The following is a 20575-nucleotide window of genomic DNA, read 5'->3' as shown; positions in this document are numbered from 1 at the left end:
CGGCTTTCGGTACTGCTACCTCGTGATCGCCTGGGGCTTGATCTTGCGTGAATCAAGAACCTGGTCGATGAGGCCGTATGCCTGGGCCTCGTCGGCGGTGAGGATCTTGTCGCGCTCGATGTCGTTGTTAACCTGCTCCGACGTGCGGCCGGAGTGCTGGGCCAGGGTGTCCTCCAGCCAGGAGCGCATACGCATGACTTCAGCGGCCTGGATCTCCAGGTCGGAGGCCTGGCCGCCCTGGCCGCCGGACAGTGCCGGCTGGTGGATCAGGACGCGGGCGTTGGGCAGTGCCAGCCGCTTGCCGGGTGTACCCGCCGCCAGCAGGACGGCAGCCGCACTGGCGGCCTGGCCCAGGCAGACAGTCTGGATCTCGGGGCGGATGTACTGCATGGTGTCGTAGATCGCCGTCATGGCGGTGAAGGAGCCGCCGGGCGAGTTGATGTAGAGCGTAATGTCGCGGTCCGGATCCGTGGACTCCAGGACCAGCAACTGGGCCATGATGTCATCAGCGGAAGCGTCGTCCACCTGCACGCCGAGGAAGATGATGCGGTCCTCGAAGAGCTTGGTGTACGGGTCCTGGCGCTTGAAGCCGTAGGGGGTGCGTTCCTCGAACTGCGGCAGGACGTAGCGGCTGGACGGAAGATTGCCGGCTGACCACCCGAAGTTGTAGTTCATTGTGTTTGCTCCTGATCGAAAGGGGTTCTGGATGCCGGTTAGTTCTGGGAGGCTGACTCGCCGGAGGAACCGTTGGACGTTCCGCCGCCGCCTGAGACGGAGCCGGCGTGCGCGGCGATCTTGTCGAAGAAACCGTATTCGAGTGCTTCGGTGGCTGTGAACCACTTGTCGCGGTCGTTGTCCTTGAGGATGGTTTCAACGGTCTGGCCGGTCTGCTCGGCGGTGAGTTCCGCCATGACCTTCTTCATGTGCAGGATGAGTTCGGCCTGGATCTTGATATCGGAAGCGGTGCCGCCGATGCCGCCGGACGGCTGGTGCATCAGCACGCGGGCGTTGGGCGTGGCGTACCGCTTGCCCTTGGTGCCGGAGGACAGCAGGAACTGTCCCATGGACGCGGCAAGGCCTGTGGCGACGGTCACGACGTCGTTGGGGATGAACTGCATGGTGTCGTAGATGGCCATGCCTGCCGTGACGGAGCCGCCGGGCGAGTTGATGTAGAGGTAGATGTCCTTTTCCGGGTTCTCGGCCGAGAGCAGGAGCAGCTGCGAGCAGATCGCGTTGGCGTTGTCGTCACGCACCTCCGAGCCCAGCCAGATGATCCGCTCCTTGAGAAGGCGGTTGTAAATGTAGTTGTCCTGGGCTGCAGGATCGACGGTCGCCATCCGGGGGGCCTCTGAGTGCTGTGACATGTTTACTTACCTCTCACTGGTGACGGTGACATCACTGAAAATCACTACTTGGACACTAACCGGTTTCACGGGTGTTTTGTTCGCGCACCGACGGCTGTTCGCTGACGGCGCACGATCAGCGAATCAGCAGCGCGCCGCTTCCGGTCCAACGCGAACGGCCCCCGGATCGAAAGGATCCGGGGGCCGTTGCTGCGGTTCAAAAAGGACTATGCCTTGGCGTCAGCCGTGGTGTCCTCGGCTTCGACAACCTCTGCCTCGGCAGCTTCGGTGGCGTCGGCGTCGGCAGCTTCTGCGGCAGGTGCCTCTTCGCCGGCGGGGCGGACGAAGTCGCTCAGGTCAACAGTCTTGCCCTCGGTGTCGGTCACCGTGGCCTGGCCCAGCACGACGGCCAGTGCCTTGCGGCGGCGGACCTCGGAAACCATCATGGGGACCTGGCCGCTCTGATCGATGATCTGGGCGAACTGGTTGGGGTCCATGCCGTACTGGCTGGCGGTGGTGACGATGTAGTCGATCAGCTCGTTCTGGCTGACGTTGACTTCTTCCTTCTCCGCGATGGCGTCGAGGATGATCTCGTTCTGGAAGGCGCGGGCCGTGTTGGCGCGGACCTCTTCGCGGTGCTCTTCGGTGTCGTGCTCGCCGTCACCGTGGCCGTTGCCCTCCTGGAAGTGGGCTTCGAGCTGCTCTTCGACGACGGAGTCCGGAACCGGAACCTCGACGAGTTCCACCAGCTTGTCCAGGACCTTGTCGCGGGCTTCAACACCCTGCTCCACGATCTTGGACTCTGCGGCCTGCTTGGCCAGGTCCTCGCGGAGTTCGGCGAGAGTGTCGAACTCGGAGGCCAGCTGGGCGAAGTCGTCGTTCGCTTCGGGCAGTTCGCGTTCCTTGACGGCCTTGACGACGACCTTGACCTGGGCGGCTTCGCCGGCGTGGTCGCCGCCCACCAGGGTGGTGTCGAAGATGGCGTCCTCGTCGGCGCTGAGGCCGGTCACGGCTTCGTCCATGCCCTCGAGCATGGTGCCGGCGCCAACCTGGTAGGACAGGCCGGCAGCGGAGTCAACCTCTTCGCCGTCGATGGTGGCGGTGATGTCGATGGTGAGGAAGTCACCGTCGGCAGCGGGACGGTCAATGGACTTCAGGGTGCCGAAGCGTCCGCGCAGTTCGTCCAGGGCCTTGTCCACGTCTTCGTCGGAGGATTCCGCGGCCGCAACCTGGACCTCGATGCCGGCGTAGTCCGGGAGTTCGATCTCGGGGCGGACGTCAACCTCGGCGGCGAACTTCAAGCCACCGTCGGTGGCGGAGGGGTCGGGAACCTCGGTGATTTCCACCTCGGGGCGGCTCAGGGGGCGGATGCCGGATTCCTGCACGGCAGCCTGGTACCAGCCGTTGAGGCCGTCGTTGATGGCGGTCTCCAGGACGTAGCCACGGCCAACGCGCTGGTCGATGAGCTTGGCGGGAACCTTGCCCTTGCGGAACCCGGGGACCTGGATCTGCGAGGCAACAGTCTTGTAGGCCGAGTCGATGCTGGGCTTCAGTTCCTCAAAGGGGACCTCAACATTGAGCTTGACCCGCGTGGGGGTGAGGTTCTCGACAGCGCTCTTCACGGTCTAAGTACTCCTGGGTTGTGGGATGGGGGTTTTCTGCAAACGCAATGTGTGTCCAGGCCTGCTGGTCCTGGCCGCAGAGTCGGGGTGACAGGATTTGAACCTGCGACTTCCTGCTCCCAAAGCAGGCGCTCTAGCCAAGCTGAGCTACACCCCGTAAGTGCACAGGCAAGTCTACGGTGATACGCGTCGCGATTGCACATTTGACACGTAGGCCATGGATTAGGTTTAGTTGTATCCGGCTTGAACAGCCAGCCCGGAGTTTCCGCTGAAAATCGGATCTTCCTTCGGGGACGTAGCTTAATGGTAAAGCCTCAGTCTTCCAAACTGATTACGCGGGTTCGATTCCCGTCGTCCCCTCCAGGACAACAAAAAGGCCCCTCGACCGAGGGGCCTTTTTGCGTTTGTTCTTCTACGCCTGCGGCTGCTGGCAGTAAGGGCACCAGTAGAGGTTCCGGCCGGCAAGGTCGGCCATGAGCACGATGGTGCGGCACACCCTGCAGGGCAGCCCGTGCCTTTTATAGACAAAGTGGACGTCGTCCCGGTGCGGGAAATGTGCGCTCCTGGGCGGCACCGGTTCCCCTGCCGCGGCCGCCTTGGCGGCCGTGATGCCATCGAGCGCCCAGTACTTGGGCGGGGTGGTGATGATCCGCCCATCGGCCACGCCGTCGTTCATGACGGCGACGATGTCGCGCCACAGCCTGCGGGCGTCGTTGTCCGGCAGCGCGGTGCCGGGCAGCAACGGATCGAGGCGGCGGCGGAACAGCACTTCGGCACGGTAGACGTTCCCGACGCCGGCAATCACCTTCTGGTCCATGAGCAGGGCCGCCAGCGGGGTCTTCCGGGTCCGGACATTGGCGGCGAACCGCCCGGCGTCCCCGCGAAGGTTCCGCAACGGATCCGGCCCCAGCCGCGCCAGGACGGCGTCGGCCTCTGCTGCGGTGATGGTCTCGCAGGTGGTGGCCCCGCGAAGGTCCGCCCAGCCGTGGCTGCCGGCGAGCCGGACCCGGACGGCCCCGACGGGCGCCGGCGGACCTGCGTAGGGCGCGCCGCCGTCGTCGTCCCCGTCGGCGAACGCCTCCTGCTCACCTACCCGACGCGGCGCACCGATGCTTGAAGCGCCGGCGAAGGTGCTGTCACCACCGAAGCTCCAGGCCCCGTACAGGCCAAGGTGGACGTGCAGCACCAGCGAGTTGTCGAAGTGCAGGAACAAGTGCTTGCCGTGAGCCTCGGCAGCGACCATGGCGTGGCCGTCCAGCAGCGCCGCTCCCCCGCTGAACCTGCCCTGGGGGCTGGACACAGCCAGTGCCTCGCCGAGGAATACGTCGCCGAACTGGCGGGCGAGCCTGCGGACGGAATGGCCCTCGGGCACTACTCGATGACCTCGCCGGTGGCCTCAAAAACAGCGATCTTTTCGATCCTGCGGATGTGGCGTTCATCGTTGCTGAAGGGCTCGGCCAGGAATGCCTCGACCAGTTCAGTGGCTTCCTCCACCGTGTGCTGGCGGCCGCCCAGGGCCACCACGTTGGCGTCATTGTGCTCGCGGGCAAGGGTGGCCGTGGAAAGGTTCCAGGCGAGGGCGGCACGGATGCCCCTCACCTTGTTGGCGGCAATCTGTTCGCCGTTGCCGGAGCCGCCCAGCACGATGCCCAGGGCATGGACGCCGGCCTCCCGGTCAGCCACCACGGCGAGGGCCGCGTTGATGCAGAACGAGGGGTAGTCGTCCTGGGCGTCGTAAACCTTGGGGCCATGGTCAACCACCTCGTATCCCTTCCCGGTCAGGTGGGACACCAGGTGGGCGCTGAGCTCCATGCCTGCATGGTCGGTGGCGATGTGGACCCGCGGGTAGGCAGGGGTAGTGGTCACGTGCTAAGTCCGTTCGGTTGTGGGAGCTGGCGGCCACCGGGTGGGGCCGGAACGACACGGATAAGGATACTAGGGCCGCCCGGGGTCGGGGCTCTGGCCTTCCGCAGGTGGCGGCGTTCCGCCCCCGCGGCGGGCCCTGGCGGCCACCCGCGTCAGGACTTCGGCAAGCCGCGCGGCCGAGGCCTGGCTGCCGCCGCTGACGGCAAGGCGCTGGCCGTCGGTCTTGCTGACGACGACGGCGGGGCCGCTGCTGACCAGCATGGCTGCGGTTCCGTGGTGGTGCCGGTAGCCCCACCCGCCGTAGTCCGCGGCCCTCACCTCTGCGGCACTGGCGTCGGAAATGGCGCCGGCAGGCACGTCCATGACCGGCACCACCCCGGCCAGCAGGACCTTGAGTCCGCGCCGGTCCGCCTTGATGCGGGCGAACAGGAACGCTGTCCCCACCAGGGCCAGGACCACGAGCAGGATCCCGAGCCAGGGCACCACGACGGCGATGAGGGCCGCCGGGAACAGGGAGGCGATGGCGATCATGACGAAGACGGAACTGCGGGCGTGGACCCAGAGCCTGATGCTGTCCCGGGCAAGGTCGGGGTCAAGTTCCTTGGCGATGGCGACCTGGAGCGCCCTGTCATCATCCGGCGACCATTGCCGGTCAGCTTTGTAGACCATGGCCATGGTCACCCCGAGCGATACCGCGGCACCGCTGCCAAGGGCCAGCACCGTCATGTCCACATGCGACTGCCGGGCGTCGGCCAGCCCGGTCTGGCCGATCAGGCCCGCGGCAAGGGCGGAGGTGATGAACAGGCTGAGGAAGAGTCCGGCACCCATCATGATCCGCCGCATCATGACCGGCCGTCCAAGGGGCACGGCCTGGAGCAGGACCAGCCAGCCGGCAAGGACAATTCCGGCGGCGCCAACCCCCACGTAGGCGCCGAAGGGCGCGAAGTCGGCCCCGCCGCCGTCCGTCCAGCGGATGGCGACCGGCTCCGGAAGGTCCGGCCGCAGCAGCGACGCGCAGTAGGCAAAGGCGGCGGCCAGGACGACGGGGAACCCGACGGCGAAGCGCAGTGCCTTGGTGTCCACCGAATCCAGCAGCTTTCCCATGCATTTAACGCTACCCCTGTGGCTGCCCGGCCAAGCGCCCCGCCCGGGCGGAGGCGGCTGTGAGCTGCGCAACTTGCCAAGGACCCCAGGGATGAAAGAATGCATGACAGTGCCGGAACCGGGACCACCGGCCGGCAGCCGAAACTTCTCTGGAGGCCCTCTTTTGCCAGGCATGAACCTGACGCGCGCCGAAGCCCGTGAGCGCGCCGAACTGATCACCGTCGAGTCCTACGATGTCAGCCTGGACCTGACCCGCGGCGGAGAGGTCTTCGGCAGCACCACCACCGTGAAATTCACGGCGGCGCCGGGGTCGGCCAGCTTCATCGATGCCGTCACCCGCACCGTGCACAGCGTGACCCTCAACGGCCGGTCCCTTGATCCGGCCACCGTGGCCGACGGCGTGCGGATCCAGCTGCCGGACCTGGCCGAGCACAACGAGCTGACGGTCGTGGCGGACATGCCCTACATGAACACCGGCGAAGGGCTGCACCGGTTCGTGGACCCGGTGGACAACGAAGTCTACCTGTACACCCAGTTCGAGGTTCCCGATTCCCGCAGGATGTTCACCGTCTTCGAGCAGCCGGACCTGAAGGCAACGTTCGCCTTCACCGTCACCGCGCCGTCCCACTGGGATGTCATTTCCAACTCCCCCACACCTGCTCCCGTGGAGGCCGGCGACGGCGCCCGGTCCGTGTGGACCTTCGCACCAACGCCCCGGCTGTCCTCCTACGTCACCGCCCTGATCGCGGGCCCGTACGAGTCTGTCCGCAGCGAGGTCACCAGCTCTGACGGGCGGGTCATCCCGCTGGGCGTCTTCGCGCGCAAATCCCTGATGCAGTACCTCGATGCGGACAACATCTTCGAGCTCACGCGGCAGGGCTTCGGGTTCTTCGAAGCACAGTTCGGCTGCCCCTACCCGTTTGAGAAGTACGACCAGCTGTTCGTTCCCGAGTTCAACGCCGGGGCCATGGAGAACGCCGGAGCGGTGACCATCCTGGAAGGCTACGTGTTCCGCAGCAAGGTCACTGGCGCCCAGATCGAGCGGCGCGCCATCACTGTGCTCCACGAACTGGCGCACATGTGGTTCGGGGACCTGGTGACCATGCGGTGGTGGAACGACCTGTGGCTCAACGAGTCCTTCGCCGAGTACATGTCCCACCTGGCGGCGGTGGAGGCCACGTCCTTCACCAGCGCCTGGACCACCTTCGCCTCCGTGGAAAAGTCCTGGGCGTACCGGCAGGACCAGCTGCCCACCACGCACCCGATCTTCGCGGAGATCAACGACCTGCAGGATGTTGAGGTCAACTTCGACGGCATTACCTACGCCAAGGGCGCCTCGGTGCTGCGGCAGCTGGTGGCCTGGGTTGGGCCGGAACAGTTCATGGCGGGTGTCCGTGAGTACTTCGCCAAGCACTCCTGGCACAACACGGAGCTGCAGGACCTGCTGGTGGAGCTGGAGAAGGCCAGCGGCCGCGACCTGGACCGCTGGGGCCGGCAGTGGCTGGAGACCGCGGGAGTGAACACGCTGGCTCCCGAGGTGGAGGTGGATTCCGACGGAAAGCTGCGGTCCTTTGCCATCCTGCAGTCCGCGGTTCCGGAGTGGCCCACCATCCGCCCGCACCGCCTTGCCGTGGGGTTCTACAACCTGGACGACGCCGGCAAGCTCACCCGGGTGCACCGCGAGGAACTGGACGTCGACGGCGAACGCACGGAGGTGCCGGCGCTGGCCGGCCTGGCCAGGCCGGACCTGATCCTCATCAACGACGACGACCTTGCCTACGCCAAGGTGCGGCTGGACCCGGCGTCCCTGGCCACCGCCACCGCGCACCTGAAGGACTTCGCTGCAAGCCTGCCGCGGACCCTCGTCTGGAACTCCGCGTGGGATGCTGCCCGTGACGGTGAGAGTCCGGCACGGAAGTACGTGGAATTGATCCTGGCCAACGTCGCTGCGGAGACGGATTCTTCCGTGATCCTGGTCCAGCTGCGGCAGCTGGCCACCACCCTGAACTTCTACGTGGCCGAGGAACACCGCGAAGCCACCACCGTTGCGGCCGTGGACCGGTTGTGGGATCTGGCTTCGACTGTTCCCGGCGGCTCCGACGGCCAGCTGCAGTTCATCAAGTCCTTCGCGCTGCTGGCCCGCAGCGCGTCCCAGCTGGACCGGGTGTCCGGCCTCCTGGACGGGTCCGTGGTCCTGGAAGGCCTGAGCGTTGACCAGGACCTCCGCTGGGAGTTGGTGGCCTCGCTGGTTTCCGGCGGCCGGATGGCGCAGGACGGCATCGACGCCGAACTGGAGCGGGACAACACCTCCAGCGGCCAGAACGCGGCCGCACTGGCCAAGGCTGCCATCCCCACCCCGGAGGCGAAGGCCGCGGCCTGGGAATCCATTGTGGTCAAGGGAGAACTGTCCAACGCACTGCAGGGATCGGCGGTGACCGGCTTCATGCGGGTGCTGGACCGTTCGCTGCTGGAGCCGTACTCGGAGCTGTACTTCGCGGCTGTGCCGGGCATCGTGGCAACCCGCACGCACGCACTCGCCCAGCAGATCGTCGTCGGCCTCTACCCGGCGCTGCTGACCACGCAGGCCACCATCGACCGGACGGACGCCTTCCTGGCGTCGCTGCCGGCGGAAAGCGCTGCGCTGCGGCGGATGATGCTGGAGAACCGCGACGGCGTGGCCCGCGCCCTGCGTGCCCGAGCCGCCGATGTCCTGCAGGAGGGCAGCCCGGCGTGAGCCTCAACGAACACCGGTACTCGCTGACCGTCCAGTGGACAGGCAACCGGGGCGGCGGCACGTCGTCCTACCGGAGCTACTCCCGGGACCATGACGTGCTGATTCCGGGCCTGCCCGTCCTCAAGGGCTCGGCAGATCCCACCTTCCATGGAGACCGGGAACGGTACAACCCGGAGCAGCTTCTCCTGGCTGCGCTGGCCCAGTGCCACATGCTGTCCTACCTGCACGTGGCGGTGAAGCACGGCGTGGTGGTCACGGATTACCGGGATGAGGCTACCGGACTGATGCGGCTCAACCGGGACGGCAGCGGCCAGTTCGAGCGTGTCACCCTGCACCCGCACGTGACGGTGGCCGACGCCGCGCAGGCGGAACTGGCCGCCTCGCTGCACCATGAGGCCAACCAGGTCTGTTTCATTGCCCGGAGCGTGAACTTCCCGGTGGAGCACCAGCCGGTGACGGTGGCCGCCTAGGCTTCCCTGCCCTGGAGCAGCTTGACGAGCCGATGCTCCGTGGCGGGTTGCAAGCCGGCCTTCCGGGACCGGTCCAGCCCGCGGACGCGTTCATCTTCCAGGGTGTCGGCCAGGGTTTCCTGCCAGGGCCGCAGCACCATTCCCGCAGCCTTGGCTGCCTGGTTGCTGCGGGCCATGAAGCCCTCGTGATGGGGCGGGAGCCAAAGCGGAAGGGAATCGGGCCCTGACCAGTAGTTAACGCCCTGCGCCACCAGCCATTCTTCACCGGCGGTGACGGTGGCGGGCGTGTCGGCGGTGGAGAGTTCGCCGCAGGCGCTGGTGAGCTCTGCGAAGGCCACTTGGTCTCCGTTGGCGTTCAGCGGGCCGGTGGTTCCCTGTTCGGCTGCACGCAGGATCCACGCCGCCAGGTCCCGGACGTCGATGACCTGGGTGGGCCGGTGCCCGATGTCCGGGACCTGCACCGGCCCCTGTCTGCGGTCAAAGCGGGCCGGCCAGTAGCCGTAGCGGTCGGTGGGGTCGCCAGGGCCGCCGACCAGGCCGGCGCGGCAGATGTGGGCCCTGCCGCGTGTGGCGTCCAGGGTGGCCTGCTCGATGGCCACTTTGGACTCGCCGTAGTTCCCGGGGGTGGAGGGAGTTCCGGGGGCAAGAGCCGGCAGGAGCCCGGCGTCCTCTGCCGCTCCGGGGACGGAATGGTCCGCATAGGCTGAGCAACTGGAAACGAAGGTCCAGTGGCCGGCCTTCGGAGCGAGGGCGGCAAGGGCGTCCCGGGCAGGTGCAGGGTCCCGGGCAACCTCGATCACGGCGTCCCACGTGCCGGCCGCGCCGGAGTACGCTGCCGGGCCCGCCGATCGGTCCGCCCTGGCCCACTCGGCGCCGGGCGGCGGCTCGCCGGACACTCCCCGGGCCAGGCACGTGACGTGATGCCCCGCGGCCACCGCCTGCCTGGCGATTTCCCGGGAGAGGTAGGCTGTTCCGCCGAGGATGAGGATGCGCATTGCTCCACGCTACGGCGCTAGGGTTGAAAGAGAACAGCGCAATATCCCAAGGAGCTATTTCCACCCATGGTCAGCATGTTGTCCATCCTTCCCCCAGCCACCAGCCAGCCGAGTGGCGTGAGCCTCCCAGGCATCGTGATCAGCCTCGGCGTCGGCGTTGCCGTCTGGCTCGTGGCCACGTTCATCATTTCCCGCATCACCAAGCGGGTGGCGTCAGGGAGCAATTTCTTCAAGAAGCCCACGTTCAGGTGGGCTGCTCCGGCCTTTAGGGCCCTTGACCACGAACGCCGGGTCCAGCGTGCCGAAACCATCGGTTCACTGCTGAACAGCGTGGTGGGCGTGCTGGTGGTCATCATCACCGGCATGTACGTGCTGCAGAACCTGGACATCAACATCGCCCCGCTGCTGACCAGCGTGGGTATCCTCGGTGTGGCCATCGGTTTCGGCGCCCAGCAGCTGATCCGCGACTTCCTGGCCGGGATCTTCATTACCATTGAAGACCAGTACGGGATCGGTGATGTGATCGAAACCAGCGAAGTGGTGGGCGTGGTGGAGTCCATGGGACTGCGCATCACCCGCGTCCGCTCGGACGACGGCGCCATCTGGTACCTGCGCAACGGCGAGATCCTGCGCGTGGGCAACCGGTCGCAGGGACGGTACGTTCCACTGCATGAGTCCGACGACGGCACCACCGACCAGGGCTCGGCGCACGTTGAGACCAAAAAGACTGACCAGAAAGCCGGGGACTAGCATGTCGCTTCCCATTGAGCCGCGCCCCGGGCAGCGGCCCCAGTTGATGCAGAATGATCCCTTCAGCAAGCCGGATTACACCGACAGCTTCTACGACGCCGTGGGCGGCCACGAGACCTTCGTGAAGCTCATTGACGTCTTTTACGACGGAGTGGCCACCGATCCCCTGCTGCGGCCGATGTATCCGGAAGAGGACCTGGCGCCCGCGAAGCGCCGCTTCCTGATGTTCCTCGAGCAGTACTGGGGCGGGCCCACAACGTACGGCGAGGAGCGCGGCCACCCGCGCCTGCGCATGCGCCACATGCCCTTCAAGGTCACGCCAGAGGCTAAGGACAGGTGGCTGTTCCACATGCGCACCGCCGTGGACGCCCTGGAGTTGCCGCCGCTGTACGAGGGAACGCTGTGGGACTACATGGAGCGGGCCGCGCTGTCGATGGTGAACAGCCCCTCCGGTTCCTGAATCTCTTATCCGGCTTGCGCCCTGCGGTCTGGCCTAGAGCAGGCCGCTGCCGGTGCGCGCCAGGACGTGGCCGCGGGGTCCGGTAAGCCGGAACCAGCGGCCGGCCCGGTAGAGCTTCTGGTCGCCGTCGCCCAGGAACCCCAGCGCGAAGGCGGCGAAGGCAGCGCCGGCGGGCAGGCCGGCGTCGTCCAGTTCCCGCCCCCATACCGCGGCCCGTGCGTTGTTCACGATGAGTGCGCCCGGTTTGTCCGGCACAATGCCCGCCACCTCGGCGATGCCCGCCTCGGCTGCCGCCCGCAGGCGGGAATCGCTGACGGACCCCAACAGTTCCCATCCGCCCCGTGGGGCGCCTACCCCGGTCCAGGACTCGGTGACGGTGGTGGGCGGAACCGGCAATTCGACGTCGCCCTCCCCTGCCCGTGCCAGCCGGTCCAGGACGGATGACAATGCAACGGTGACATCCGTTCCGGACGGTTCCGCCAGTGCCATGGTGCGCAGCCCCAGGATCGTCGGGGTGGATTCGCCCAGGAGCCTGGGCCGCAGGACGCACACGTAGGCGGCCAGGACGGAGCCGACGGCCTGCAGGCGGATGGCACCGTCATCAATGGCTTTGGCCCGGGTGGCGAAGGTCTTCAGGTCGGCGAGATCCCGCGGGTCTGCGAAACGGAAGGACGAGGTGAGAAGTTCAGACACATCTAGAACACTACCGGCTGCACTCCGGTTGAGTGGTTTGCGGGCCGCCGTCTAGAGTCGGACCATGACTGAAGCCGAAGCCGGACTGCTGGCGCCGCCCACTGGCGACCCCACCTCATCGCTGATCGAACTGCTGGACCTTGGTGAGCTTGAGGGCGCCCGCACGGATGAGGATATTTTCCTGGGCCCCTCCCAGCAGCAGCCGCACCACAGGGTATTCGGCGGGCAGGTGCTGGCGCAGTCACTGGTGGCATCGATCCGGACAGTTGACCCCGAACGGTTCGTCCACTCCATGCACGGCTATTTCCTGCGGCCCGGGGACGCCAACAAGCCCATTACCTTCGGGGTGCAGCGGCTGCGCGACGGCCGGTCTTTTTCGGCCAGGCGGGTCCACGCCTACCAGGACGGCGTGCCCATCCTGTCCATGATCGCCTCGTTCCAGGGAGAGGACGAAGGGGTCGAGCACTCGTCTGTTATGCCGGAAGGAATCCCGGACCCCGAATCTTTGCCCAGCACGGCGGACCTGCTGGGCAAGTTCGATCATCCGGTGGCACGGCACTGGGCGTATGAGCGGCCATTCGACATCAGGCACGTCAACCCGGCGCTGTACGTTTCAGCGGCCGGCCCGCGGGAAGCCCGCAACGCTGTCTGGATGAAGACCTTCGGGCCGATGCCGGACGACTCCAACCTGCACCGGGCCGCCCTGGCGTACGCCAGTGACTACACGCTGCTTGAATCCATCCTTCGGCAGCACGGACTGAGTTGGATCACGCCTGGAATGAATGTTGCCAGCCTGGACCACGCGATGTGGTGGCACCGGCCCGCGCGGGTTGATGAGTGGCTGCTCTACGTCCAGGAATCCCCCAGCGCCCACGGTGCGCGCGGCCTGGCAACCGGCAAGATCTTCAACCGCGAGGGCCAGCATGTCGCCTCCGTTGCGCAGGAGGGGATGGTGCGCATTCCCACCGACCCCCCGGGCGCCTGAGGTCGAAGGCACCGCATCCGTGCAGGCACGCTGACCCTGCAGGTACGCAGAAGGCCGGCACCCAGAAAATTGTCGGGGTGCCGGCCTTCTTTTGTGCTGTCAGGCTTTTGGCCCGGTTCCGCGCTGTTAGTCGCGGGTCAGGCGCCGGTGGGTGACGCGGTGCGGCTTGGCAGCGTCCGGGCCCAGACGCTCCACCTTGTTCTCCTCGTAGGATTCGAAGTTACCCTCGAACCAGTACCACTTGGAGGGGTTCTCGTCGTCACCTTCGTAGGCCAGGATGTGCGTGGCCACCCGGTCAAGGAACCACCGGTCGTGCGAGACCACCACGGCGCAGCCGGGGAACTCGAGCAGCGCGTTCTCCAGGCTGCTGAGGGTTTCGACGTCGAGGTCGTTGGTGGGTTCGTCGAGCAGCAGCAGGTTCCCGCCCTGCTTGAGGGTCAGGGCCAGGTTCAGGCGGTTGCGCTCACCGCCGGAGAGCACGCCTGCCTTCTTCTGCTGGTCCGGACCCTTGAACCCGAAGGCTGCCACGTAGGCACGGGACGGCATCTCGACGTTGCCCACCTGGATGAAGTCGAGTCCGTCGGAGACGACCTCCCACAGGGTCTTGTTGGGGTCGATGCCGCCGCGGCTCTGGTCGGCATAGGAGATCTTGACCGAGTCACCGATCTTCAGCTCGCCGCCGTCGAGCGGTTCCAGGCCCACGATGGTCTTGAAGAGCGTGGACTTGCCCACACCGTTGGGACCGATGACACCCACGATGCCGTTGCGCGGCAGGCTGAAGGAGAGCCCGTCGATCAGGACACGGTCGTCGAAGCCCTTCTGGAGGTTCTTGGCCTCCAGGACCAGGCCACCCAGGCGCGGTCCCGGCGGGATCTGGATTTCCTCGAAGTCGAGCTTGCGGGTGCGGTCCGCTTCTGCGGCCATTTCCTCGTACCGGGCCAGGCGGGCCTTTGATTTGGTCTGGCGGCCCTTGGCGTTGGAGCGGACCCACTCGAGTTCCTCGGCGAGGCGCTTGGCCTGCTTGGCATCCTTCTTGCCCTGGATCTCGAGGCGGGCGCGCTTCTTCTCCAGGTAGGTGGAGTAGTTGCCTTCGTACGGGTACAGGTGGCCGCGGTCCACTTCGGCAATCCATTCCGCCACGTGGTCCAGGAAGTAACGGTCGTGGGTGACGGCGAGGACGGCGCCGGGGTAGCTGGAAAGGTGCTGCTCGAGCCACAGGACACTTTCCGCGTCCAGGTGGTTGGTGGGCTCGTCGAGGAGCAGCAGGTCCGGCTTCTGCAGGAGGAGCTTGCACAGGGCTACGCGGCGGCGCTCACCACCGGAGAGGTTGGTGACGTCGGCATCGGCCGGCGGGCAGCGGAGGGCGTCCATGGCCTGCTCCAGCTGGGAGTCGAGGTCCCAGGCGTCGGCGGCGTCGATGGCTTCCTGCAGCTTGCCCATTTCTTCGAGGAGGGTGTCGTAGTCAGCATCGGGGCTGGCCATTTCCTCGGAGATCTCGTTGAAGCGCTGAATCTTGCCGTAGATCTCGCCCACGCCTTCCTGGACGTTGCCCAGGACGGTCTTTTCCTCGTTGAGGGGCGGTTCCTGGAGCAGGATGCCCACGCTGTAGCCGGGGCTGAGCCTGGCTTCACCGTTGGAGGGCGTGTCCAGCCCTGCCATGATCTTGAGGATGGTGGACTTACCGGCACCGTTCGGGCCCACAACACCAATCTTGGCGCCCGGGAAGAAGGACATACTTACGTCATCAAGAATGAGTTTTTCGCCAACGGCCTTACGGGCCTTGGTCATTGTGTAGATAAATTCCGCCATGGTCTCAAATCTAGTGGGTTGGCGGGCAGATCTCACATTTACAGCCGGAAAGTCAGCAGGATCAGGAACCCACGAAGCACTTGCCGTTGGCCAGGACCGGAAGGACGGTGACGGTCACTGCACCCTCGCGCACCTGTCCAATGACGCAGTCTTTGCCCTGCAGCACGGCAGCCTCAATGGCGTCCGCCTCCAGGCCGGTGGGCGTCCGGCTCTGCGAGACCTGGAGCACTGCCGGCGCGATGCCGGCTCCCGTCAGGGCGTCGCTGACCTGGGCCGTGGCCGGCTTGGGTGTTCCTGCTGCCAGTTTGGCCAGGGCGTCGGTTAGGGTCCGCTTTACGGTTTCGGTGGCCGCGGCGGCCGAGGTGCTGGCACCGGCTGACGTGTTGGCCAACGTTTCCCCGTCGGCGGCGCTGCCTGGGGCCGCTGGATTGGCACCCTGGGCTGCAGCTTCCTGCGTGGCCGGTGCCGCCGTTGCCGTTGCCGGTGCCGGTGCCTTCAACGATCCGTCACCGCTGCCCTCAACCCGCGGATTGTCCGCTGCGGGACCGGCTGCACACCCCGACACGAGAGCGGCCAGGACAGCACATGTCAGGGCTGCACCGGCCCGGTTTATCTGCCGGCGGTGAGGGGTGGGACGCATGGTGTCATTGTGCCATGCGCCGGACGCCCGGCCGGTATGGCCGGCTGCAGGTGTCCACCCGCGCGCCGGTGCGGACGCATGGTGGCGGGGGTGGGATGGAGGCGGGCGGACGGTCGGCGGGCGGGGGTGCCACCGGTCCGTCCGCCCGGGACTGAACGGGGAATGTTGACAGCTGATGCGTGTTTCCTAGACTTCGGCGAGTTCCCCGGTTTCCAGGTCAAGGGCAGCGAGTCCGCCGTCGTTGTCCTCGATGACGACCGCTGCATGGCCAAGCTCCCCGGGATGGTCGTCCTCACGGTCCTCCGGTTCGTCAAGGGCCGGGTCCATGGCAGGGGCATCCTCCGGGGACTGCGGCTGCTCCACGAGGGAAAGCGCAGGCCTTGAAGCGGTCCGGATGAAGTTTGCCGAGCCGAAGGTAAGGTCATGCCCCACGGCCTCGGCATCGATGATGGTGGAGTGGTAGACCCGGCCTTCCTTTTCCCAGGTGCGGATCTTCAGCTTGCCCACGACGATGACCGGCTGGCCTTTCCGGATGCTGCAGCCCAGGGTCCCGGCGAGGTTGCGGTAGCCCTGCACGGTGAACCAGTTGGTGTGCCCGTCGCCCCACGTTTTGGATTCCCGGTCAAAGCGGCGCGTGGTGGAACCGAGCCGGAAGGAGGCTGTGGCCACTCCTCCCGGCGTGGTGGAACTCGTGATCTCAGTGGCAACGAAGCCCCGGATGGTAATCGTTTCGCTCATGTCTACGTCCTGTCTGGATGGTGGCGCCTGTAGCAGGCATGACCAGCATCGCCCCGGATGCCCGCGGGCAGGAGGCCCGGTTGCCCGTATGTGGACAACAGGGCCCACCACGCCACATGGGGAGGAACAGTGCAGGCCGGATGACGCCGCCGCCATGCCGGACAATGTAAACTTTTTGAGGCGCCCGGCCTGCAGGCCGGAAGCTGATGCCTCAGTAGCTCAGGGGATAGAGCAGCGGCCTTCTAATCCGCCGGTCGGGGGTTCGATTCCCTCCTGGGGCACCTTGGTGGCTGATGCCCCGGTCTTCGGACCGGGGCGTTGTGCACCCGCCGCTATGCCTGCAGCCGGTGCGGCGCGTCCACAAGGGACCGGATCACGCTGCCGGCAGCCCCCAGCAGGGCACCAAACTCCCCCACCGCGGACACCGTTACCTGCTCCGACGCATACTTTCCGGGCGCATATTTCTGCAGGCTGTCCAGCAACGGGGCACGCAGCCAGGGCTCAAGGACTGCGAAATGGCCGCCCAGTACCACCGAATCGATATCTACCACCCGCGCCGTTGAAGCAAGCGCTATGCCCAGGCAGCGGCCCGCACGTTCGACGGCGGATACCGCCTTGGGTGCCCCGCCCTCGAGTGCCTGCAGGAGCGCTGTCATCGCGGCAGACCGTGAACTCCCGTCCGGGGCCAGGCCGGCAGCAATGAAGATGGCGTCCTGGCCGGCCACCGTCTCCAGGCAGCCGGTCCCGCCGCAGGAACAATGGCCGCCGTCCGGTTCCACCACGATGTGTCCCACTTCGCCGGCATGGCCCCCGGGGCCGGTGAACAGCTCGGAACCGATGACAATCCCGCCGCCCACGCCCACCTCACCGGAGACGAAAAGGAAGTTCGCTGCGCGGTCCGGCCGGTGCCGCAGTTCGGCCAGGGCTGCGGCATTGGCCTCGTTGAACAGTGCAACCCCCAGCGCTGTTTCGGGCAGCAGGGCGTCAAGGTCGAGGTCAACATTGACCCAGCCCAGGTTGGGAGCGGTCAGCACGCGCGCCCTGGCCGGGTCCACCAGTCCGGGCACCGCCAGCCCGCCGCCCACGACGTCGACGCCCTGTTCCCCGGCCGCGCTCCGCACCCTGGCTGCCAGGCCTGCGAGCGCAGCCAGCACCGGCTTGTCCGGGCTGTTCCGGTTATCGCGCTCCCGTACCTCGCGCAGCAGCACCTTCCCTGACAGGTCAACCACGGCGGCGGAGATGTAGTCGACGTTGACCTCCATTCCCATGACCGCACGGCTGGGGCTGAGCTCCAGCCCCACGCCCGGCCGGCCGCGGCCCTGGGGGTTAAGCCCGATTTCGCGGATGACCCCGGCGTCCAGGAGGTCCAGGACCAGGCTGGACACCGACGCCTTGGTCAATCCGGTGGCGCCGGCAACCTGGGCACGGCTGGGATGCGTGCCGGGCGGGAACTCGGCAATCGCGCCGAGGACCAGCGCAAGATTGCTGCGCCTCACGTCCCCCACGTTTCCGGGGGCCGGGGATCCGGACCCCGCCGCTGCAGGCGCCGGCATCACCATCACAATGCTCCTTGGTTAGACGCTTCCGCCAAGTTTTTCGGCGGTCTCCACGCTGGACTATTGACCCCACCCTACGTCCGCTCATATAGTTCAGGCAATGAACTAAAGCTTCGCAATTCCGCGGCGCAACCCGATCGCAAGGACGCATCATGACTCTCTCCCCCACGCCCGCTGACAAGTTCACCTTCGGCCTCTGGACGGTCGGCTGGACCGGCGCCGATCCGTTCGGCGTGGCCACCCGTGCCGCTTTGGATCCGGTGGAGGCAGTCCACCGCCTGGCAGAACTGGGCGCCTACGGCATCACGTTCCATGACAATGACCTTGTTCCTTTTGATGCCTCCGCGTCAGAGCGGGACCTGATCCTGAAAAACTTCCGCGCAGCCCTGGCGGAGACCGGGCTGAAGGTCCCCATGGTGACCACCAACCTGTTCAGCCACCCGGTCTTCAAGGACGGCGGCTTCACCTCCAACGACCGTTCCATCCGCCGCTTTGCCCTCTCCAAGGTCCTGCGCAACATCGACCTCGCCGCAGAGCTCGGCGCCGAAACGTTCGTCATGTGGGGCGGCCGCGAAGGCAGCGAATACGACGGCTCCAAGGACCTGGCAGCCGCCCTGGACCGCATGAAGGAAGGCGTTGACACCGCGGCCGGCTACATCAAGGACAAGGGCTACAACCTGCGGATCGCCCTTGAACCCAAGCCGAACGAACCCCGCGGCGATATCTTCCTGCCCACTGTCGGCCACGGCCTGGCCTTCATTGCCCAGCTCGAACACGGCGACATCGTGGGCCTGAACCCCGAGACCGGCCACGAGCAGATGGCGGGACTGAACTTCACCCACGGCATTGCGCAGGCACTCTGGGCCGGCAAGCTCTTCCATATCGACCTCAACGGCCAGCGCGGCATCAAGTACGACCAGGACCTCGTGTTCGGCCACGGCGACCTCACCAGCGCCTTCTTCACGGTCGACCTGCTGGAGAACGGCTTCCCGGGCGGCGGCCCGAAGTACGACGGCCCGCGCCACTTCGACTACAAGCCCTCCCGCACCGACGGCTACGACGGCGTGTGGGAGTCCGCCAAGGCCAACATGGCCATGTACCTGCTGCTGAAGGAACGGGCGCTGGCGTTCCGCGCAGACCCGCAGGTCCAGGAAGCACTCAAGACCTCCGGCGTCTTCGAACTCGGCGAGCCCACCCTCAGTGCCGGCGAAAGCACCGCAGACCTGCTGGCAGACGCCGCAGCCTTCGAGGACTTCGACGCCGACAAGGCTGCTGAGCGCTCCTTCGCATTCGTCCGGCTCAACCAGCTCGCCGTCGAGCACCTCCTGGGCGCCCACTAGGCCATGGTGCTCGTCGCAGGCATCGACAGCTCCACCCAGTCGTGCAAGGTGGTGATCCGCGATGCGGATACCGGGGCATTGGTCCGCCAGGGCCGGGCCCCCCACCCTGACGGCACCGAGGTCCACCCGGACCATTGGTGGACCGCACTGCAGAAGGCGGTGGCAGACGCCGGCGGACTGGATGACGTCCGCGCCGTGTCTGTCGGAGGCCAGCAGCACGGCATGGTCTGCCTGGACAGCGACGGTGCGGTGATCCGGCCGGCGCTGCTGTGGAACGATACCCGCAGCGCCGGCGCCGCCCTGGAACTCATCGAATCCGCCGGCGGCGGCGATCCAGCCGTCGGCGCGCAGTACTGGGCGCGCGCCACCGGTACGGTGCCGGTGGCCTCCCTGACGCTGACCAAGCTGCGCTGGCTGGCGGAAAATGAACCGGAAAACGCCGCCAGGGTGGCTGCGGTCTGCCTGCCGCATGACTGGCTCACCTGGCGGCTCGCCGGCCACGGGCCAGGCAGCGGTAAAGAGGGGCTGGCCGCACTGGCCACGGACCGCTCCGACGCATCCGGTACGGGCTACTACTCGACGGCGGAAGGCAGTTACCTGCCGGACGTCCTGTCCGCGGCACTCGGCCATGTGCCGGTCCTCCCCCGGGTCCTCGGGCCCCTGGAAGCGGCGGGAAAGACGCCGGCGGGCACCCTCCTGGCGGCAGGCGCCGGGGACAATGCGGCGGCCGCGCTTGGTGCAGGGGCCCGGTTGGGCGATGTGGTGATGTCGCTGGGCACGTCCGGGACCGTCTTCGCGGTCTCGGATTCACCGGCGGCTGACGCCTCGGGACTGGTGGCCGGATTCGCCGACGCCGCCGGGCATTTCCTGCCGCTGGTGTGCACCTTGAATGCCACCCGCATCTTCGATGCCACCGCCTCCCTGCTGGACGTGGACCTGGCCGAGTTCAACCGGCTGGCGTTGTCTGCCGGGCCCGGCGCCGGCGGCCTCACCCTGGTCCCCTACTTCGATGGGGAAAGGACGCCCAACCTGCCGGACGCCACCGGTTCCCTGCACGGCGTCACGCGGGCCAACTACACCCCCGCCAACCTGGTGCGCGCCGCCGTCGAGGGTGTTGTCTGCTCACTGGCGGATGGCCTGGCAGCACTGCAGGACCAGGGCGTGACCGCCCGGCGGATTCTCCTGGTGGGCGGCGGAGCCCAGTCAGCAGCCGTGCAGGAAGTGGCCGCCAGCCTGCTGGGAACCGGCGTCACCGTGCCGCAGCCGGGCGAGTACGTGGCCGACGGCGCCGCGCGCCAGGCTGCGGCGGCACTCACCGGACGCTTCCCCGAGTGGGCGGCAGACGCCGTCGACCTTCCGCTGGGAAAGGACGACGCCGGCGTGCTGGCAAGGTACCGCCGGTTCGCCTCGCTCTACGCATAGGGCTGCAGCAGGGCAGCGGGCAGGAAAAAGGACCCGGAACCAGGGTGG

19 protein-coding genes and 3 tRNA genes are annotated in these 20575 nt (G+C 66.9%); 9 read left to right on the top strand and 13 right to left on the bottom strand.

Going from position 1 to position 20575, the window contains the following annotated elements:
- Window positions 1-15: 15 nt before the first annotated feature.
- The 4 genes from MRBLMD1_RS19135 to MRBLMD1_RS19120 all read right to left on the bottom strand — a co-directional run bounded on the left by MRBLMD1_RS19135 (window position 16) and on the right by MRBLMD1_RS19120 (window position 3122).
- Entirely contained in the window at window positions 16-675 is a 660-nt protein-coding gene (locus tag MRBLMD1_RS19135) for an ATP-dependent Clp protease proteolytic subunit (RefSeq protein ID WP_138606612.1), read from the bottom strand.
- A 38-nt stretch (window positions 676-713) separates the two neighbouring features.
- Entirely contained in the window at window positions 714-1337 is a 624-nt protein-coding gene (locus MRBLMD1_RS19130; protein ID WP_018761581.1) for an ATP-dependent Clp protease proteolytic subunit, read from the bottom strand.
- 233 nt (window positions 1338-1570) lie between these two features.
- On the bottom strand, window positions 1571-2965 hold the full coding sequence (gene tig / locus MRBLMD1_RS19125) for a trigger factor (RefSeq protein WP_364402633.1): 1395 nt from the start codon (window positions 2963-2965) through the stop codon (window positions 1571-1573).
- An 82-nt stretch (window positions 2966-3047) separates the two neighbouring features.
- Window positions 3048-3122, bottom strand: a tRNA-Pro gene (locus tag MRBLMD1_RS19120).
- Window positions 3123-3254: 132 nt separating this feature from the next.
- Between MRBLMD1_RS19120 and MRBLMD1_RS19115 the strand changes: the two genes are divergently transcribed.
- Window positions 3255-3328, top strand: a tRNA-Gly gene (locus MRBLMD1_RS19115).
- Window positions 3329-3377: 49 nt separating this feature from the next.
- Here the strand turns inward: MRBLMD1_RS19115 and MRBLMD1_RS19110 are convergent.
- The 3 genes from MRBLMD1_RS19110 to MRBLMD1_RS19100 all read right to left on the bottom strand — a co-directional run bounded on the left by MRBLMD1_RS19110 (window position 3378) and on the right by MRBLMD1_RS19100 (window position 5935).
- Window positions 3378-4337, bottom strand: a complete 960-nt coding sequence (locus MRBLMD1_RS19110; RefSeq protein ID WP_364402630.1) for an Fpg/Nei family DNA glycosylase — start codon at window positions 4335-4337, stop codon at window positions 3378-3380.
- Window positions 4337-4831: a ribose-5-phosphate isomerase gene (locus MRBLMD1_RS19105; protein WP_159631792.1), complete on the bottom strand. Its 495-nt coding sequence runs from the start codon at window positions 4829-4831 to the stop codon at window positions 4337-4339. The genes MRBLMD1_RS19110 and MRBLMD1_RS19105 overlap by 1 nt, the downstream gene beginning before the upstream one ends.
- A 69-nt stretch (window positions 4832-4900) precedes the next feature.
- Window positions 4901-5935 (bottom strand): hypothetical protein, encoded by a 1035-nt coding sequence (locus MRBLMD1_RS19100; protein ID WP_364402626.1) that lies wholly within the window; start codon window positions 5933-5935, stop codon window positions 4901-4903.
- Window positions 5936-6107: 172 nt separating this feature from the next.
- On the opposite strand from MRBLMD1_RS19100, the gene pepN reads away from it, so the two are divergent.
- Together pepN and MRBLMD1_RS19090 are read left to right on the top strand one after the other, a co-directional pair.
- Window positions 6108-8669, top strand: a complete 2562-nt coding sequence (gene pepN / locus MRBLMD1_RS19095) for an aminopeptidase N (RefSeq protein WP_224026313.1) — start codon at window positions 6108-6110, stop codon at window positions 8667-8669.
- On the top strand, window positions 8666-9139 hold the full coding sequence (locus MRBLMD1_RS19090; RefSeq protein ID WP_364402623.1) for an OsmC family protein: 474 nt from the start codon (window positions 8666-8668) through the stop codon (window positions 9137-9139). Before pepN ends, MRBLMD1_RS19090 begins: the two co-directional genes overlap by 4 nt.
- Here MRBLMD1_RS19090 and MRBLMD1_RS19085 read toward each other — a convergent pair.
- Window positions 9136-10134 carry an NAD-dependent epimerase/dehydratase family protein gene (locus MRBLMD1_RS19085; RefSeq protein ID WP_364402620.1) on the bottom strand — a complete coding sequence of 333 codons (999 nt, stop codon included), beginning with the start codon at window positions 10132-10134 and terminating at the stop codon, window positions 9136-9138. The two genes, MRBLMD1_RS19090 and MRBLMD1_RS19085, sit on opposite strands and share 4 nt — an antisense overlap.
- 66 nt (window positions 10135-10200) lie before the next feature.
- Here MRBLMD1_RS19085 and MRBLMD1_RS19080 point away from each other — a divergent pair, with 66 nt between their 5' ends.
- On the top strand, window positions 10201-10884 hold the full coding sequence (locus MRBLMD1_RS19080) for a mechanosensitive ion channel family protein (RefSeq protein WP_159631787.1): 684 nt from the start codon (window positions 10201-10203) through the stop codon (window positions 10882-10884).
- 1 nt (window position 10885) lies between these two features.
- The gene (locus tag MRBLMD1_RS19075; protein WP_275180260.1) at window positions 10886-11344 is read left to right on the top strand and encodes a globin; all 459 of its coding nucleotides are present in this window, start codon (window positions 10886-10888) and stop codon (window positions 11342-11344) included.
- 33 nt (window positions 11345-11377) lie between these two features.
- Here the strand turns inward: MRBLMD1_RS19075 and MRBLMD1_RS19070 are convergent, their stop codons facing one another.
- Window positions 11378-12037 (bottom strand): hypothetical protein, encoded by a 660-nt coding sequence (locus MRBLMD1_RS19070; RefSeq protein WP_364402617.1) that lies wholly within the window; start codon window positions 12035-12037, stop codon window positions 11378-11380.
- Between the two features lie 64 nt (window positions 12038-12101).
- On the opposite strand from MRBLMD1_RS19070, the gene MRBLMD1_RS19065 reads away from it, so the two are divergent.
- Entirely contained in the window at window positions 12102-13022 is a 921-nt protein-coding gene (locus tag MRBLMD1_RS19065; RefSeq protein ID WP_364402615.1) for an acyl-CoA thioesterase, read from the top strand.
- Window positions 13023-13148: 126 nt separating this feature from the next.
- Here MRBLMD1_RS19065 and ettA read toward each other — a convergent pair whose 3' ends face one another.
- From ettA to MRBLMD1_RS19050, 3 genes are all read right to left on the bottom strand, one after another.
- A complete protein-coding gene (gene ettA, locus MRBLMD1_RS19060; protein WP_159631783.1) occupies window positions 13149-14831 on the bottom strand; it encodes an energy-dependent translational throttle protein EttA in 1683 nt (560 codons plus the stop codon).
- 61 nt (window positions 14832-14892) lie between these two features.
- Window positions 14893-15471, bottom strand: a complete 579-nt coding sequence (locus MRBLMD1_RS19055; RefSeq protein WP_364402613.1) for a DUF6993 domain-containing protein — start codon at window positions 15469-15471, stop codon at window positions 14893-14895.
- 186 nt (window positions 15472-15657) lie between these two features.
- Window positions 15658-16209, bottom strand: a complete 552-nt coding sequence (locus MRBLMD1_RS19050) for a single-stranded DNA-binding protein (protein WP_159631781.1) — start codon at window positions 16207-16209, stop codon at window positions 15658-15660.
- Between the two features lie 208 nt (window positions 16210-16417).
- Between MRBLMD1_RS19050 and MRBLMD1_RS19045 the strand changes: the two genes are divergently transcribed.
- Window positions 16418-16490: transfer RNA gene (locus MRBLMD1_RS19045), tRNA-Arg, on the top strand.
- 51 nt (window positions 16491-16541) lie between these two features.
- On the opposite strand, the gene MRBLMD1_RS19040 is transcribed toward MRBLMD1_RS19045, so the two are convergent.
- Window positions 16542-17768 (bottom strand): ROK family protein, encoded by a 1227-nt coding sequence (locus tag MRBLMD1_RS19040; RefSeq protein WP_364402611.1) that lies wholly within the window; start codon window positions 17766-17768, stop codon window positions 16542-16544.
- A 149-nt stretch (window positions 17769-17917) separates the two neighbouring features.
- Here MRBLMD1_RS19040 and xylA point away from each other — a divergent pair, with 149 nt between their 5' ends.
- Both xylA and xylB read left to right on the top strand, forming a co-directional pair.
- Window positions 17918-19105, top strand: coding sequence for a xylose isomerase (gene xylA / locus MRBLMD1_RS19035; protein WP_364402609.1), 1188 nt, complete (start codon window positions 17918-17920; stop codon window positions 19103-19105).
- Between the two features lie 3 nt (window positions 19106-19108).
- A complete protein-coding gene (gene xylB, locus MRBLMD1_RS19030; protein WP_364402607.1) occupies window positions 19109-20527 on the top strand; it encodes a xylulokinase in 1419 nt (472 codons plus the stop codon).
- Window positions 20528-20575: the final 48 nt, after the last annotated feature.

Source organism: Pseudarthrobacter sp. LMD1-1-1.1 (assembly GCF_040676255.1).
Classification (GTDB): Bacteria; Actinomycetota; Actinomycetes; order Actinomycetales; family Micrococcaceae; genus Arthrobacter.
This window is presented reverse-complemented; position numbering and strand designations above follow the sequence as displayed.